The organism is Methylobacterium sp. 13MFTsu3.1M2, from assembly GCF_900112625.1.
Classification (GTDB): domain Bacteria; phylum Pseudomonadota; class Alphaproteobacteria; order Rhizobiales; family Beijerinckiaceae; genus Methylobacterium.
Map to the genome: position 1 here is coordinate 52,781 of NZ_FOMM01000006.1, position 14,431 is coordinate 67,211.

The following is a 14,431-nucleotide window of genomic DNA, read 5'->3' on the forward strand; positions in this document are numbered from 1 at the left end:
GCGCCGGACGTCGGCGGCAGGACGCGACCGGCCCCCTCTCCTGCACAGGAGAGGGGGCCGGCGCGCGATCCTGGACGCGCGGATCGTCACGCCCGCAGGCAAGGGTTCAGCGCGGACACGACGCCCCGCGTCCGCCGGCCGGCGACGCGCCGGTCACGGTCGCGGCAGGGTGTGCAGCGCCCGCAGGAAGGCGTCGACCTCCGCGCGGGTGTTGTAGAAGGCCAGCGAGGCCCGCACCGACTGGTCGACCCCGAACCGGCGCAGGGCCGGCAGGGCGCAGTGATGGCCCGAGCGCACCGCGATGCCGTGCGCGTCGAGGTGGTGGGCCACCGCCGCGTTCGTCTGCCCCTCGATCACGAAGGACATCACGCTCGCCTTCTCCCGGGCCGTGCCGATCAGGCGCAGGCCCTTCACGTCGGCGAGCCCACCCTGCGCATACGCCAGGAGATCGTGCTCGTAGGCGGCGATCGCCGGCATGCCGATGCCCGCGAGGTAGTCGAGCGCCGCTCCGAGACCGACCGCCCCGGCGATGTCGGGCGTGCCCGCCTCGAACTTCTCGGGCGCGCCCTTGTAGACGGTCTTCGCGAAGGTGACGTCCTCGATCATGTGGCCGCCGCCCTGCCAGGGCGGCATCGCCTCTAGCAGGTGGGTCTTGCCGTAGAGCGCGCCGATGCCCGTCGGCCCGAACACCTTGTGGCCGGAGAAGACCAGGAAGTCCGCGTCGAGGGACTGCACGTCCAGCGGCATGTGCGGCGCGGATTGCGCCGCGTCGACCAGCACCGGCACCCCGTAGGCGTGGGCGAGCTGGATGATCTCCCGCACCGGGTTCACGGTGCCGAGGGCGTTGGCCACCTGCGTCACCGAGACGATCTTGGTCCGGCCGGAGAGCAACGCCGCGTACTGCTCGAAGATGATCTCGCCCCGATCGTTGACCGGGATCACCCGGAGCGTCGCCCCGGTCTGCTGCGCCAGCAGCTGCCAGGGCACGATGTTGGCGTGGTGCTCGATGGTCGAGACGATGATCTCGTCGCCCGGGCCGACATTGGCCCGGCCGTACGAGTTCGCCACGAGGTTGATCGCCTCCGTGGTGCCCCGCAGGAAGACGATGTCGTCCTTCGACGGCGCGTTGAGGAAGCGGCGCACCGCCGCGCGGCCGCCCTCGAACAGGTCGGTGGCGCGCGCCGCCAGGGTGTGGGCGGCCCGGTGGATGTTCGAGTTGTGCCGGGCGTAGAACTCCGAGGTCGCGTCGATCACCCCTTGCGGCTTGTGGGTGGTGGCGGCGTTGTCGAGCCAGACCAGCGGGTGGCCGTTGACGCTCTGGTGCAGGGCCGGGAAGTCCCGGCGGACATGCTCCACGTCGAAGGGCGCCGCCACCGGGCTCGACCCCTGCGCGGCCAAGCGCGGCGCCGGGCCCGGGTCGCAGGCCGGCTCCACCCGGGGGCTCGCCGGCGCCCTGCGGGCCGGCCCGGGGCCGAGGTTCAGGAAGTAGTAGTCGGACGGCGGTGCCTCGGGCGCCCGGGACAGATGGCCGGTCCGGGCGAAGCGCTCCTGCGCCGCATCGCGGCCGACTTTCGACGGATCGGCCGGTACGAGAGCCGGGGCGAGGGCGTGCGCGAAGGCGTTGGCGCGGGGATGGTCCGCGGCGATCTGCCGGTGCAGCTCCGGACCACCGGGCAGGGCGGCCGCCAGCGCCGGGGCACCGGCGAAGGAGAAGTCCGGCAGGGCGGAGCGCGGGCTCGCCGGGTGGACCGGCGGGATCGCCCCGACATCGGCGAGGGCCGGGCTCGCGGGTGCGAGGTTCGGCACGGTCGGGCCGGAGAGGCCCGGCAGGCCGACCGGCTGCGCCCCGAAGGAGCGCGCCGCCAGCGCGGAGGCGTCGGGCGGCAGGCCGGCGGGCTGGCCGCCCGCTGGGGCGGAAGGGACGCCCGGGGGCGCACTCGGCAGCGGCGCGCCGCCCGGGCCCTGGGGCAGGCTCTCGAGGGCCTGCGGGACCTGGGGGCCGGCGGGGAGCGCCGGCGCGAAGGGCCGGCTCGCGGCCTGACCCTGGCCGTAGATCTCCCGGGCGAGGCGTCCGACGAGATCCGCGTGGGCCAGCTCGCCCGGGCTCGCCCCGGGCAGCCCGAGGGCGACAGCCTCAGGCGTAGTCATGGTAGTTGCCCAGCAGCACGTTATCGAGGCGGGCGATCGCGTCCTCGACCAGCACGGCGGCCGAGAAGTAGCGGGTCACGAGGTGCGAGGCGATCGAGTGGTCGTTGGTGCCCATGTAGCGCACCGACAGGCCGGGCTCGATCTCGCCGGTCACGCCCGATTTCTGCAGGCCGACCACGCCCTGCTCGCCCTCGCCGACGCGCAGCAGCAGGATCGAGGTGGTCTCGGCCCCGGTCACCGGGTCGAGGTCGATCGGCAGCTTGTCGCTCGGCACCAGCGGCACGCCGCGCCACGTGATGAACGGCGCGCCGAACAGGTGGACGACGACCGGCGGCACGCCGCGGCGGGTCGCCTCCCGGCCGAAGGCCGCGATGGCGCGGGGATGGGCCACGAAGAAGGCGGGCTTCTTCCAGACCAGGGTCAGCAGCTCGTCGAGGTCGTCCGGGGTGGGCGGGCCGCCGCGGGTGGGGATGCGCTGGCGCGGGCCGACCTCGCCGAGAAGGCCGAACTGCGCGTTGTTCAGGAGCTCCCACTCCTCGCGCTCCTTCACGGCGTCGACCGTGAGGCGGATCTGCTCGCGGAGCTGGTCGATCTCGTTGGAGTAGAGATCGGTGACGCGGGTATGGGTGTTGAGGATCGTCTGGATGGTCGAGAGGTGGTACTCGCGCGGATCGACCTCGTAGTCCACGAAGGTCGTCGGCAGGCGCGGCTCGCCGGTATGGACCGCCAGCAGCTCGATCCCCTGCTCGCCGTAGGAGTTGGTGTGACCTTTGAGGCGGTCGCGCTCCTCGCGGTACTGCGCGATCTTGGCGCGGATCTCCTCGCTCTCCACCGCGGCGGCGTCGAGGGTCAGGAGGGTCACGGCCGACAGGGCCTTCACGGCCGGGGCGGGCGCGCGCTCACCGGCGAGGCCCGCATCGCCGAAATAGTCGCCCTTCGTGGCGAGCCCCTGGCGCAGGCGACCCTTGTAGGGGCCCGACAGGGTCAGCTCGACGGTGCCGTCGGCCACCACCGTGAGGCTGCGGCCGGCGGAGCCCTCCTCGTGGATCACCGTTCCGGCCTTGTGCCGGCTCTCGGTGAACTTGGCCGCCAGCGCCGCCAGCTCGGCATCGCCCAGCCGGCTGAACAGCGGCACGGCCCGCAGGGAGGCGGGACGGATCACCTTGCCGTCCCCCTTGTCCTCGGCGACGAGATCGATCCGGCCGGGGCGGGCCAGTACGACGGCGCGGCGGTTGACGCGGTAGACCCCGCCCGCCACGTCCACGAAGGGCAGGAGCCGGAGCAGCCAGCGCGGCGTGTTGGCCGCGTTCTGGACCGCGGTGACGGTCGCCGTCGCAAGATTGCGTGCCGCCGTGGCGCTCACGCTCAGACCCGGTCCGCTCATCGTTCGTCCTCACTCCATCCAGGATTTCAGGCGCGCCGCGCCGATCCGCGCGGCGGCGGTGCGCCCCGCAGCCTGTGCGGGGCGGACGCAAGTCGTTCCGATCAGAACGCGACGACGATCGCGACTTGAGCGGCCGCACCGTCAATCAAATCATGTATTCTCTAGCAGTCCGACAGCCATCGTCGAACGCTCGGCCGGGCCGACTTCATCGTTGTTCCGGTAATGTCTGGATAAAGTCTGATTCGCCCAAGGGTCAACGGAATGATGTCCCCATTTTTCGTCGATTCGTAGAAATGGATCCCGTGGTATGCACGACGAACAGGACACGACCGTCCTCAGACAGGCAGGTCAGAGAACTTAATTCTACAGATTCGCGCCCGGCGGCGGCGCCCGGACGACTTTGTTGTCAGGAAAAATCTTTCGCGCGTCTCAGATGCCGTCCCCGTAGCCGAAGGACTGGTCCATGCTGAGCGCCGGCTCCTCGTCGACGGGCAGGCGCGAGACGACCCGGGCCGGCACGCCCGCCACGGTCGTGTGGGGCGGCACGTCCTGCAGCACCACCGCGGCGGCCGCGACCTTGGCGCCCGCCCCGACGCGGATGTTGCCCAGCACCTTGGCGCCGACGCTGAGCAGCACTCCGCGCTCGATCTTGGGATGCCGGTCGCCGCTCTCCTTTCCGTTGCCCCCGAGCGTCACCGACTGGAGGATCGAGACGTCGTCGGCGATCACCGTGGTCTCGCCGATCACCACGCCGGTGGCGTGGTCGATGAACACCCCCGAGCCGATCCTGGCCGCCGGGTGGATGTCGCAGCCGAACACCTCGGAGATCCGGCTCTGGACGTGCAGCGCCAGGGTCGCCCGGCCCCGGTGCCAGAGCCAGTGGCCGACCCGGTACGCCTCGAGCGCGGCGAGTCCCTTGTAGAACAGGAACGGGTCGAGGTAGCGGCGGCAGGTCGGGTCGCGCTCGCGGATCGCCACGAGGTCGCGCACCGCGTGGGCGCCGGCCTGCGGGTCGGCCTCGAAGGCCGAGAGGCACAGGTCGCGCATCGACAGGCGTGCGAGGTCGCCGTCCCCGAGCCGGTGGGCGAGGCGGTAGGCGAGGGCCTGGGCCAGCGAGCGCTGGTCGAGGATCGTCGCCTGGATGATCCCCGCATAGAGGGGCTCCTCGATCAGGGCCGCCTCGGCCTCGGCGCGCAGGGCGGCCCAGACTTCGGCCTCCGCGGTGCTGCGGCTCGTGATGCGCAGGGGCGGCTGGACCACGGCCATCGTGGCGCCCGCGGCGGGCAGGGCAGCGTGATGCATCGGTCGTCGCCGATCACGGCAGGGGGCGGAACGGGTCGGGCCGGCCGCGCTCCAGGGCGTCGTGCCCCTGGACCGTCACGCCCACATTGGCCGGGGCGTCGCCCCGCATCATCGTCCCCGAGGCCATGGTGTCGTCTCCCTCGAATCGGTCGCGGTGGCGGCCCGATTCCGCCGCCGGCGGCGCCGGCGAGAAGTCTCTTCCGGATGCCCCGGTCCGGCGGAGAAGGTTTCGACCGCACGAGCGCGTTGTCGGAGCATTGTTTCGCTAAGTCATTGTTAAAGCATGATATTCAGGCATCGCGCCGGCTTTGGCAAGTCCCGGGAGCCGGCCGTCGCCGACCGGCATCGGCGATCGATCGCGGCCGCGATCCGGGCATATCTCCGCCGACCCCGTGCTTCTGCTCCGGCTCGCGGCTTCGACGAACAACCTGCGCTGCAAGTCCTCGCCAATTTGGCAGCACATTCTCGGGCCCAGCGTCTACATTGACGGTGTCGACATACAGTCGATGCGGAGCCCAACGGAGGTTTGCCGTGATCACCAGCAAGGAACGGTTCGCCCGGATGACTGCGCCGTGTCTGCCGTGTTGCCGCCTCCAAGAGGAGGAGAGCGCACGACATCAGACACGCGAGGCGACCACCGATGCTGACCTATGACACGACCCGGAACACCCGTCCCGACCTGAGCCCCGAACCGGCCGCCGCCCTCGGCCGGGCCCTGTCCCGGAGCGTCCGCTCCCATCCCTCCCACGAACGCGCCGCCCTCGCGAGCGCCCTCGACGACGGCCTGATGCCCGACGAGGTCGCGCAGATCCTCGCCGGCCGCCCGGTGGCCGAGGCCTTCCCGATCCGCTGGGGCGAGAGCCCGGAAGCCTACGCGTCCCGGGCCGTGTCCGAGATGTTCGTCGCCTACCTCCAGTAGGCGCGTCGCTGCCGGCCGCGCCGGCCTCTCCGACCACGAACGATGGAAACCTGCCATGTCGGTCTTCCCCCGCGGGTGGAGGCGCCGGACGGGGACGGCCGCCTGCGCGCTCGCCCTGGCGCTCGCTGCCGCCGGCCCGGCCGCGGCCGGACACCCGCCGAAGGGCCGCGGCGCGGCCGGCGTGCCGGACGTCCCGGCCCGGCTCACGGTCGGGCCGGGCGGACGGGACCTGAGGCTCGCGGGCGATCTCGCTGCGGGGGTCGCCGCGCGGGTCCGGGCCATCCTCGCCGCGCACCCGCGGATCGCCCGGATCCATCTCACGAGCGACGGCGGCCTCGTAGAGGAGGGGGCGGCGATCGGGGCGCTCGTGGCGGCCCGCGGCCTCGCCACCTACGTCCCCGACGCCTGCGCCTCGGCCTGCACGCTGATCTTCGTCCGCGGCCGGACGCGCTACCTCGCGGCCGGCGGGCGGCTCGGCTTCCACGCCCCCTACGAGATCGGGGCGCAGGGCCGGATGCGCCCGGTGGATTCCGCGCCGGAGCGGGCGGCCTACCGGGCCGCCGGCCTGCCGGCGGCCTTCGTGACGCGGGCGCTGGCGGTGCCCCCGGCCGGGATCTGGATCCCGACGGACGGGGAGCTGCGCGCGGCCGGCATCGTCACCGAGGTCGTCGGACCGGACCGCTTCCCCGATTCCACTCTGGACGCGGATCCGAGCGCGGCCGGGGCGCGGGCCGCGATCCTGCGGAACCTGCCGATCCTGCGCCAAGCCGAGGCGGCGGGGCTCGACCCGATCGCCCGGTGGTACCGGGACGGCTACGCCGCCGGCCGGCCGGAGGCGGAGGCCGCCGCGGGGTTGAGGCGGATGGCCGCCGGCTACCTGCAGCGGCGCTTCCGGGCGGCCGACGACGCCGTCGTCCGCGCCCTGGGCCAGCGGATCCTGGCGACGCTGGAGCGGGCCGGCGCGGGGGACGCGGCGGCCTGCGGCCTCCTCGCGGCCGGCGACCTCGTGGCGCTCGACGCGCGGCTGCGGGCCGAGCGGCCCGCGTCGCACGGGCTCGCCCCGCTCCTCGCCCGGACACGGGCCGCGCGGCCGGACGGGGCGGCCGCGCCCGCCGCGGACCCGGGCACCGCGCGGTCGATGGCCGCAGCGGCGGCCCCCTCGGACGACTGCGCCGCCCGAATCGCCGCGACGCGGCGCGCCCTCGACCTTCCGGCCCGCGAATCGGCCGCCGCGCTGCGGGCCCTGTTCCTCGCGGAGCCGCAGCGGATCCTGGCGAGCCGCGACGGGCCGTAGCGGCCCGCCGACCCTCGACACGCCGCGCCGGCGCCTATCTTCGCACCCGCGGCACGCCCCGGACGGGCGCCGGCCGCGGGGAGACAGGGGTTCGACGGATGCCGGATTATCGCCTGCGCGGGGCGGTCCGTGGCGAGGATGGCGAGATCGGCGCGCCGCGCGTCGACGAGGTGCTCACGGCCGCGGACGCGAAGGAGGCGGTGCGCCTCGCCAACAGCCGCTCGCTGACGATCGAGGACGACGCGGTGAACGCCCTGTGGCTGGTCGACGCCCACGGTACCCTGCTCTGGTCCCTGCGCCGGGCCGACCGGGACTCCTGACGCGAGGCCTGACGCGGGCCGGCACCGTCAGCCCGATGCGCGGCGGCCCGTCTCCGGCAGCGCGGCGGCCCCGGCATCGTCGGCGCCCCCGAGATACAGGGACCGGACGTCGTCCCGCGCCCGCAGGGACGCGGCGGTGCCGGCCAGCGCGCTGCGCCCGTTCTCCAGCACCACGGCGTGGTGGGCGTGGCGCAGGGCGAGGCGGACGTTCTGCTCGGCCACCAGCAGGGTCAGACCCTCGGCGCGGTTCAGGCCGGCGAGCACCCGGTAGATCTCCTCGACCACGCGGGGGGCGAGCCCCATCGACGGCTCGTCGAGGACGAGCAGCCGGGGCCGCCCCATCAGCGCCCGGCCGATCGCCGCCATCTGCTGCTCGCCGCCCGAGAGCAGGCCGGCGGCGACGCCCCGCTTCGCGGCGAGCCGCGGGAACAGGCCGTAGACCCGGTCCAGATCGGCGCGCACGCCGCCGCGGCCCGTACCGCGCCCGAGCCCGCCCGCCACGAGGTTCTCCTGGACGCTCAGGCTCCGGAAGCAGTGGCGCCCCTCCAGCACGCCCACGAGCCCGGCGCGGACGAGGACGTCGGTCCGGGTCCGCGTCACGTCGCGCCCGTCATAGGCGAGGCGCCCGGCCGTGACCCGGCCGCGCAGGGCCGGCAGCAGGTTCGACACCGCCCGCAGCAGGGTCGTCTTGCCGGCGCCGTTGGTGCCGACCAGGGCGACGATCTCCCCCGCCCGGACCGCGAGGTCGACGCCGTGCAGGGCGTGCACCGCCCCGCCGTAGACAACCTCCAGGGCCTCGACCTGCAGGAGGGGCGGCGCGGTGCTCACCGGGCGCTCACCGGGCCGCCGCGGCGGCCTGCTTGCCGGCCGCGTCCGCGGCCTCCTCGGCCGCGCAGTCGCGCGGGGTGATGCCGCGCTCCTTGGCGTAGGCGGTCGCGGAGGCCTCGATGATCGGGCGCAGGCTCGCCCAGTCGGGGGCGATCCAGTCGGACACCACGGTCCACTTCGCCCCGTCCCATTGCTGGAAGGTGACGCGGCCCTCGCCCTCGTGGTTGGCGCAGGTGACGTTGATCGAGTGGAACAGGCCCTTGGCGCCGAGCGCCGCCACCCGGGCCTCGTCGAGGCGCAGATGCTCGAAGCCCCAGCGCACCTCGTCGCCGGTGAGCGTTCGCTGGCCGAACCGCGCTTGCGCGATCCGCACCGCCTCGACGTTGAGGATGCCGTTCAGCACCCCGAGATTGTGGTAGACGCTGCCGATCCGCTTCCGGTCGGCGAGGTTGCCGTTGCCGGCCGCGTAGACCCTGCCGACGACCTCCTGGATCACCGGGTAGGCGGTGCCCGAGGCCTGGGTCGTGATGGCGACGTAGCCCTTGGCGGCGTCACCCGCCGGGATCACGTCCTCCTCCGAGTTCGACCAGACATTGCCGACGATGCGGTCGGCCGGGAAGCCGGTCTTCTGGGCGGTCTTCAGGGCCACCGGGTTCATCACGCCCCAGCCGCGCAGCACCACGAAGTCGGGCCGCAGGCGCCGGATCGTGAGCCACTGCGACTGCTGCTCGTTGCCGGGATGGGGCACCTCGATCTGCGCGACGGTGAAGCCGTAGCGCTCGGCGAGCCGCGCGTAGATCGGGATCGTCTCCTTGCCGTAGGGCGAGCCGTGGTAGAGCACCGCGACGGTCTTGCCCTTCAGCTTGTCGAGGCCGCCCGCGCGGGTGCCGAGATACTGGATGATGCCGCTCGTCTCGCTGTAGGGGTTGAGCAGCAGCGGGAACACGTAGGGGAAGACGCGCCCGTCGGTGGAGTCGGTGCGGCCGTGGTTGATCGTGATCAGCGGCACCTTGTCGGCGGTGATGCGGTCGATCATCGCGTAGGCGATGCCCACCGAGAGCGGGTTCCAGGCGGCGATGCCGGGCCGGGACTTCAGCCGCTCGTAGACCTCGACGCCGCGCTCGACCTCGTACTGGGTCTCGCCCTCGCTCCAGGTGAGCTTGACGCCGTTCACCCCGCCGTCGCGGGCGTTGATCAGGTTGAGATAGTCGATGAAGCCCCCGAAGAAGCCGGTCCCACCGGCCGCGTAGGGGCCGACCCGGTAGCTCTGGAGCGGGAAATACTGCTCGTCGGCCCAAGCGGCCCGGGGGGCCGCGCCGGCGAGCGCGACGGTGCCGGCGAGGAGCGCGGCGCGGAGACGGGTCGTCAGGGGCATGGTCGTCCTGGGGTTGGTCGGGCGGGGAGGGGATCAGGCAGCGCGGCGGCCGAGGCGGCGGCCCGCCCGGTCGAGGAGGACGGCGAGGCCGGCGGGCTCGCGGATCAGCACGGCGACGATCAGGGCGCCGAGCACGACGCGCTGGACCATCTCCAGGGTGCCGGAATCGAACCCGTCACCGAGCAGCGCCGCGCCGAGGCGCGACAGGAGCAGGGGCAGCACCACGATGAAGCCCGCGCCCAGGAAGGCGCCGCGCAGGGTGCCGAGGCCGCCGATGATGACGATGAACAGGATCTGGAAGGAGCGGTCGAGGTTGAACCCCGCCGGCTCGACGGTGCGCAGATACGCGAAGGCCCACAGCGCCCCGGCGATCCCGATCACGAAGGACGAGGCCGCGAAGGCCAGGAGCTTGGTCCGGGCGACCCGCACGCCCACGAGGCGGGCGGCGGTCTCGTTGTCGCGGATCGCCACGAGGTTCCGGCCCGTGGGCGAGGTCACGAGCCTCCACGCGACGAAAGTCAGCAGCGTGACCACCGTGAGCGTGACCAGGTAGCGGCCGCACGGGTCGTCGAAGGACAGGCCGGCCACCACCAGCCGGGGGGCGGTGACGATGCCCGAGGGGCTGTCGTCGGAGATCCAGCCGATCCGGTTCAGCGCCCAGGCCACGAAGAACTGCACGGCGAGCGTCGAGACCGCGAGGTAGAAGCCCCGCAGGCGCAGGGCCGGCAGCCCCGCCACCAGCCCGGCGAGTGCCGCCACGAGGCCGGCGAGCAGGAGCGCTGCCGGGAGCGGCAGGCCGGGCAGGCGCAGCGACAGGTTGAAGGCCGCGTAGGCCCCGACCGCCATGAAGGCGGCCGAGCCCAGGGAGAGCAGCCCGGCATAGCCGGTGAGCAGGTTGAGCCCGAGGCCGGCCAGCGCCAGGGCCAGGAACGGCGTCAGCAGCGCCTCGAACAGGTAGCTCGTTCCGGTGAGCGGTACGATCCCGTAGGCGAGGACCAGCAGGGCGCCGAGGCCGAGGGTCCCGGCGGGCAGGTGCAGGCGCGGCACGGCGCGGGGGAGGGCCACCACGGCGGCTCAGACCCGCTCGACGGCGCGCAGGCCGAGCAGGCCCGACGGCCGGACCAGCAGGAAGCCCAGGGCCGCCACGTAGGCGATCCAGCCCTCGATGCCGCCGCCGATGACCGGCCCGAGATAGACCTCGGACAGCTTCTCCGCCGCGCCGACGATCAGCCCGGCCAGGATCGCCCCGGCGACGGAGTCGAAGCCGCCGAGCACGAGCACCGGCAGCGCCTTCAGCACCACCAGCGACAGCGAGAACTGCACGCCGAGCCGCGCCCCCCAGAGCAGCCCCGCCACCAGCGCGACGATCCCGGCGGCGATCCAGACCGCCGACCAGATCCGGGGCAGGCGCAGGCCGGTGTTGAGGGCGGCGAGCGGATCGTCCGCCACCGCCCGGAAGGCGAGGCCGGTGCGGGTGTAGCGGAAGAAGGCGGCGAGGACCGCCACCATCAGGCCCGCCACCGCGGCGGCGAACAGGTCGAACCGGCTGACCAGCACGCCGCCGAGATCGATCGGCGTGTCGTCGATGCCGAGGTCGAGCCCGTGGACCTGGGTGCCCCAGGCGAGTTGGGCCGCGCCCTCGATCACGTAGGCGACGCCCAGCGTCGCCATGAACAGGGTGATGGGCGGCTGGTTGACGAGCGGCCGCAGCACCAGGCGCTCCACGCCGAGACCGACCACCACCATCGCGGCGAGCGTCGCGGCCAGGGCCGCCGGGACGGGCAGGCCGCGCTCGGTCAGGCTCACGAAGGTGAGGGCGGCGAACAGCACCATCGCGCCCTGCGCGAAGTTGAGCACGCCCGAGGTCTTGTAGATCAGCACGAAGCCGATCGCCACGAGAGCGTACATGACGCCCGACAGGAGGCCGCCGACGACGACCTCGATCAGGAAGGCGAGATCCGGGCTCATGCGGCGGCCGCGTCCCCGTCTTCGGCCGCGTCTCCATCCGCGTCTCCATCCGCGGCGGGATCAGCGGCGGCATCCGCCTCCCCGTCCGCGAGCCCCAGATAGGCCGCGATGACCGCCGGGTCCGCCCGCACCTCCGCGGGCGCGCCGGTGGCGATGCGGCGGCCGTGATCGAGCACGGTCACCCGGTCGGAGAGGCGCATGACGACGCCGATATCGTGCTCGATCAGGACGATCGCGGCCCCGGACCGATCCCGCGCCGCCCGGATGAAGCCGGTCATCTCGGCCTTCTCGGTCGCCGTCATGCCGGCCATCGGCTCGTCGAGGAGCAGGAGCCGCGGCCCGGCCACCAGGGCCCGGCCGAGCTCGACCCGCTTCTGGAGCCCGTAGGGGAGGCTGCCGGCGGGGCGGTCGGCCACCGCCGCGAGGCCGAGGCGTCCGATCACCGCCTCGGCGGCGGCGCGGTGCGCGCGCGCCTCCCGCCGGGCGGAGGGCAGGCCCAGGATCTGGGCCGCGGGCCCGGCGCGCCGCGCGGCCGAGAGCCCCGCGAGGACGTTGTCGCGCACGCTCAGGCCCGCGAACAGGGCGAGATTCTGGAAGGTCCGGGCGACGCCCAGCGCGGCGAGCCGCCCGGCCGGCACCCGGGCGAAGCTCTCCGCGCCGAGCCGCACCCGCCCGGCCCGCGGTGCGTAGAGGCCGGTGATCGCGTTGATCAGCGAGGATTTGCCGGCGCCGTTCGGCCCGATCACGGCGTGGATCTCGCCGGCCCCGACCGCGAGGTCGATCTCCGCGAAGGCGACGGTGCCGCCGAAGGCGAGGGACAGCCCCTCGACCGACAGGACCGCGTCCGCCCGGTCCCGGTGCGGGCCGCCGCCGGGGCCTGCCGCCGGGCGGGGGGCGGGCCGGGGGAGGGGGCCTCGCCCGTCCCGGACCGGGCGGACGAGGCGCAGCGCAGGCTGCATGGGCAGGAATCCGTCCACGATAGGCCGTCCGCTGCGGCGCGAACCGGCGGAACCCGTTGAGAGAAGGCGAGAAACAGGACGACGACGTGTCCCGAGCCGATATTCCGGCATTCCCGCCCGTCAAATCGTGCTCCGCCGGGTCCACGAAGTCAAAAGCACAGTCTTTTCAATTTCGACACGACGCGCGAACATTCTCCCTCAGGGAGAGGTCGGCGCGGGATCACTGCCCTAGTCCTGACGACGGGCCGCCCGAACCGCCGATATCTTGCCGCCTCGCGACGGTGACGGGCCCGGATCCGGGCGATTCGGCCGGGTGGGGCGGGCGGAAAGACACCTTACGGTAGCACAAACTAATCTGCGTAAGTATTCATGGCTTGAAACAAAATGTAGGTTCGCGCCCCCACGCCGTCGTGGAGACGCCGCCATGCCAAACCCGCTCGTGCACAAGCTAAATTGCTATGTCGGGCTCTCCGAAGACGACCGGATGTGCTTGGCCGACACCATGAGCCCGAGCCGCATGGTCGCCGCGCGCACCGACATCATCCACGAGGGCGACGATCCGCGCGCGATCAACGTGATCCTCGAGGGCTGGGCCTGCCGGTACCGGCAGTTCGCCAACGGGCGCCGCCAGATCGTCTCGCTCCTGCTCCCGGGCGACCCGTGCGACCCGCACATCTTCCTCCTCGACGAGATGGATCACGCGATCGGCGCGATCACGCCCGTGCTCCTCGGCCAGATCTCCGGCCCCGCGATGCGGGACGTGACCGCCCGCAGCCCGCGGCTCGACATGGCCTTCCATCGCGAGGCCCTGGCCACCGCGGCGATCCAGCGCGAGTGGACGGTCAGCCTCGGCAGCCGCACCGGGATCGAGCGCCTCGCCCACCTGTTCTGCGAGGTGCACGCGCGCCTGGCGGCCATCGGCCTGAGCGACGGGAATACCTGCGCGATGCCGATGACGCAGAACGATCTCGGCGACGCGATGGGGCAGACCAGCGTGCACATCAACCGCACGCTCCAGGAACTGCGCGGCATGGGGCTGATCACCCTGCGCAGCCGGCGCCTGACGATCCACGATCCGACCGCGCTCGCCCGGCTCGCGCATTTCGACACCGCGTACCTCCATCTCACCGAGGCCGGCCACGCCGCCGCGCGCTGAACCCTGCCCGCCCCGCGGTGATTGAGCCAGGTTGAACACATCCGGAGTGGCCCGGCATGACAGACCCTCGCGATCCGGCGGAGCGACTCGCGGCCCTCGAGGCCGACAACGCGCGCCTGCGCCGGCTGCTCGACGCGGCGGGGCTCCCGGACGGCCTGCGCCACGGCATGCGCAACACGATGGCGATGATGCGCACCGTCATGCACCGCTCCGCCGAGAGCGCCGCGGATGTCGAGAGCTACGTGGCGCATCTCGACGGCCGGTTCGGGGCGATCATGCGCGTGCAGGCCGCCACGGACGCGTTCGGCGACGCGGACCTGCACACGCTGATCTCGGACGAGCTGATGTTCCACCTCGCCCGCGAGGGCGAGCAGGCCAGCCTCGCGGGCCCGCGGGTGCGCCTCCGCCCCAAGGCCGCCCAGGTCGTCGCGCTGGCCCTGCACGAACTGGCGAGCAACGCGGTGGAGCACGGATCCCTGGCGCTCCCCCAGGGCCGGATCCGCGCCGCGTGGCGGGTGACGGACGCGGAGGCCGGACCGCCCGTCCTCAGCCTCGACTGGGCCGAGACCGGCGGCAGCGGTGTCCAGGCCTCCGGACGGCGCGGCTTCGGCACGGACGTGCTGACGGAGATGCTGGCCTACGATCTCGGCGCGGCGGTCGACCTGCGCTACGAGCCGGACGGGCTGCGCTGCGCGATCCGCGTGCCGCTCACGGCCCAGATCGGGCGCCGCGTGGCCGAGGATCCCGAGACGGACTGGGACGGCGACGGCCGGTGAGC

At 73.3% G+C, this 14,431-nt stretch carries 13 protein-coding genes; 5 read left to right on the forward strand and 8 right to left on the reverse strand.

The genetic code is table 11. From position 1 onward, the window contains the following. Positions 1-153: 153 nt before the first annotated feature. The 3 genes from BM314_RS06090 to cysE form a co-directional block, all read right to left on the reverse strand. Complete coding sequence (locus BM314_RS06090) at positions 154-2,148, reverse strand: family 2A encapsulin nanocompartment cargo protein cysteine desulfurase (protein WP_091977422.1); 1,995 nt, start codon at positions 2,146-2,148, stop codon at positions 154-156. Then, positions 2,135-3,532 carry a family 2B encapsulin nanocompartment shell protein gene (locus BM314_RS31250; RefSeq protein ID WP_091977424.1) on the reverse strand — a complete coding sequence of 466 codons (1,398 nt, stop codon included), beginning with the start codon at positions 3,530-3,532 and terminating at the stop codon, positions 2,135-2,137. Before BM314_RS31250 ends, BM314_RS06090 begins: the two co-directional genes overlap by 14 nt. A gap of 429 nt (positions 3,533-3,961) precedes the next feature. Further along, positions 3,962-4,834 (reverse strand): serine O-acetyltransferase, encoded by an 873-nt coding sequence (gene cysE / locus BM314_RS06100; RefSeq protein WP_020095129.1) that lies wholly within the window; start codon positions 4,832-4,834, stop codon positions 3,962-3,964. Positions 4,835-5,474: 640 nt separating this feature from the next. Here cysE and BM314_RS06105 point away from each other — a divergent pair. From BM314_RS06105 to BM314_RS06115, 3 genes are all read left to right on the forward strand, one after another. After that, positions 5,475-5,753, forward strand: a complete 279-nt coding sequence (locus tag BM314_RS06105; protein ID WP_020095131.1) for a hypothetical protein — start codon at positions 5,475-5,477, stop codon at positions 5,751-5,753. Positions 5,754-5,808: 55 nt separating this feature from the next. After that, complete coding sequence (locus BM314_RS06110) at positions 5,809-7,047, forward strand: hypothetical protein (protein WP_091977426.1); 1,239 nt, start codon at positions 5,809-5,811, stop codon at positions 7,045-7,047. Positions 7,048-7,145: 98 nt separating this feature from the next. Next, the gene (locus BM314_RS06115; protein WP_091681463.1) at positions 7,146-7,367 is read left to right on the forward strand and encodes a hypothetical protein; all 222 of its coding nucleotides are present in this window, start codon (positions 7,146-7,148) and stop codon (positions 7,365-7,367) included. Positions 7,368-7,394: 27 nt separating this feature from the next. Here the strand turns inward: BM314_RS06115 and BM314_RS06120 are convergent, their stop codons facing one another. From BM314_RS06120 to BM314_RS06140, 5 genes are read right to left on the reverse strand one after another with little or no spacing between them, the layout of a single operon-like run. Further along, positions 7,395-8,195, reverse strand: coding sequence for an ABC transporter ATP-binding protein (locus tag BM314_RS06120; RefSeq protein ID WP_091977428.1), 801 nt, complete (start codon positions 8,193-8,195; stop codon positions 7,395-7,397). 7 nt (positions 8,196-8,202) lie between these two features. Next, positions 8,203-9,570 carry an ABC transporter substrate-binding protein gene (locus tag BM314_RS06125; protein ID WP_091977430.1) on the reverse strand — a complete coding sequence of 456 codons (1,368 nt, stop codon included), beginning with the start codon at positions 9,568-9,570 and terminating at the stop codon, positions 8,203-8,205. 33 nt (positions 9,571-9,603) lie between these two features. Beyond that, a complete protein-coding gene (locus tag BM314_RS06130; RefSeq protein WP_244539875.1) occupies positions 9,604-10,617 on the reverse strand; it encodes a branched-chain amino acid ABC transporter permease in 1,014 nt (337 codons plus the stop codon). A 27-nt stretch (positions 10,618-10,644) separates the two neighbouring features. Then, positions 10,645-11,538: a branched-chain amino acid ABC transporter permease gene (locus tag BM314_RS06135; protein ID WP_091977433.1), complete on the reverse strand. Its 894-nt coding sequence runs from the start codon at positions 11,536-11,538 to the stop codon at positions 10,645-10,647. Then, entirely contained in the window at positions 11,535-12,497 is a 963-nt protein-coding gene (locus BM314_RS06140; protein ID WP_091977434.1) for an ABC transporter ATP-binding protein, read from the reverse strand. The genes BM314_RS06135 and BM314_RS06140 overlap by 4 nt, the downstream gene beginning before the upstream one ends. Before the next feature lie 424 nt (positions 12,498-12,921). Here BM314_RS06140 and BM314_RS06145 point away from each other — a divergent pair, with 424 nt between their 5' ends. Then, entirely contained in the window at positions 12,922-13,653 is a 732-nt protein-coding gene (locus BM314_RS06145; RefSeq protein WP_091977436.1) for a Crp/Fnr family transcriptional regulator, read from the forward strand. A 56-nt stretch (positions 13,654-13,709) separates the two neighbouring features. After that, positions 13,710-14,429: an HWE histidine kinase domain-containing protein gene (locus BM314_RS06150; RefSeq protein ID WP_042675139.1), complete on the forward strand. Its 720-nt coding sequence runs from the start codon at positions 13,710-13,712 to the stop codon at positions 14,427-14,429. The last annotated feature ends 2 nt before the right edge of the window (positions 14,430-14,431 follow it).

What these genes read in the sequence shown, in the direction of transcription:
- BM314_RS06140 (WP_091977434.1), bottom strand. Translation starts at nt 12,497, where the DNA reads ATGCAGCCTGCGCTGCGCCTCGTCCGCCCGGTCCGGGACGGGCGAGGC.
- BM314_RS06125 (WP_091977430.1), bottom strand. Translation starts at nt 9,570, where the DNA reads ATGCCCCTGACGACCCGTCTCCGCGCCGCGCTCCTCGCCGGCACCGTC.
- BM314_RS06145 (WP_091977436.1), top strand. Translation starts at nt 12,922, where the DNA reads ATGCCAAACCCGCTCGTGCACAAGCTAAATTGCTATGTCGGGCTCTCC.
- BM314_RS06110 (WP_091977426.1), top strand. Translation starts at nt 5,809, where the DNA reads ATGTCGGTCTTCCCCCGCGGGTGGAGGCGCCGGACGGGGACGGCCGCC.
- BM314_RS06090 (WP_091977422.1), bottom strand. Translation starts at nt 2,148, where the DNA reads ATGACTACGCCTGAGGCTGTCGCCCTCGGGCTGCCCGGGGCGAGCCCG.
- BM314_RS06115 (WP_091681463.1), top strand. Translation starts at nt 7,146, where the DNA reads ATGCCGGATTATCGCCTGCGCGGGGCGGTCCGTGGCGAGGATGGCGAG.
- BM314_RS06105 (WP_020095131.1), top strand. Translation starts at nt 5,475, where the DNA reads ATGCTGACCTATGACACGACCCGGAACACCCGTCCCGACCTGAGCCCC.
- BM314_RS31250 (WP_091977424.1), bottom strand. Translation starts at nt 3,532, where the DNA reads ATGAGCGGACCGGGTCTGAGCGTGAGCGCCACGGCGGCACGCAATCTT.
- BM314_RS06135 (WP_091977433.1), bottom strand. Translation starts at nt 11,538, where the DNA reads ATGAGCCCGGATCTCGCCTTCCTGATCGAGGTCGTCGTCGGCGGCCTC.
- BM314_RS06150 (WP_042675139.1), top strand. Translation starts at nt 13,710, where the DNA reads ATGACAGACCCTCGCGATCCGGCGGAGCGACTCGCGGCCCTCGAGGCC.
- cysE (WP_020095129.1), bottom strand. Translation starts at nt 4,834, where the DNA reads ATGCATCACGCTGCCCTGCCCGCCGCGGGCGCCACGATGGCCGTGGTC.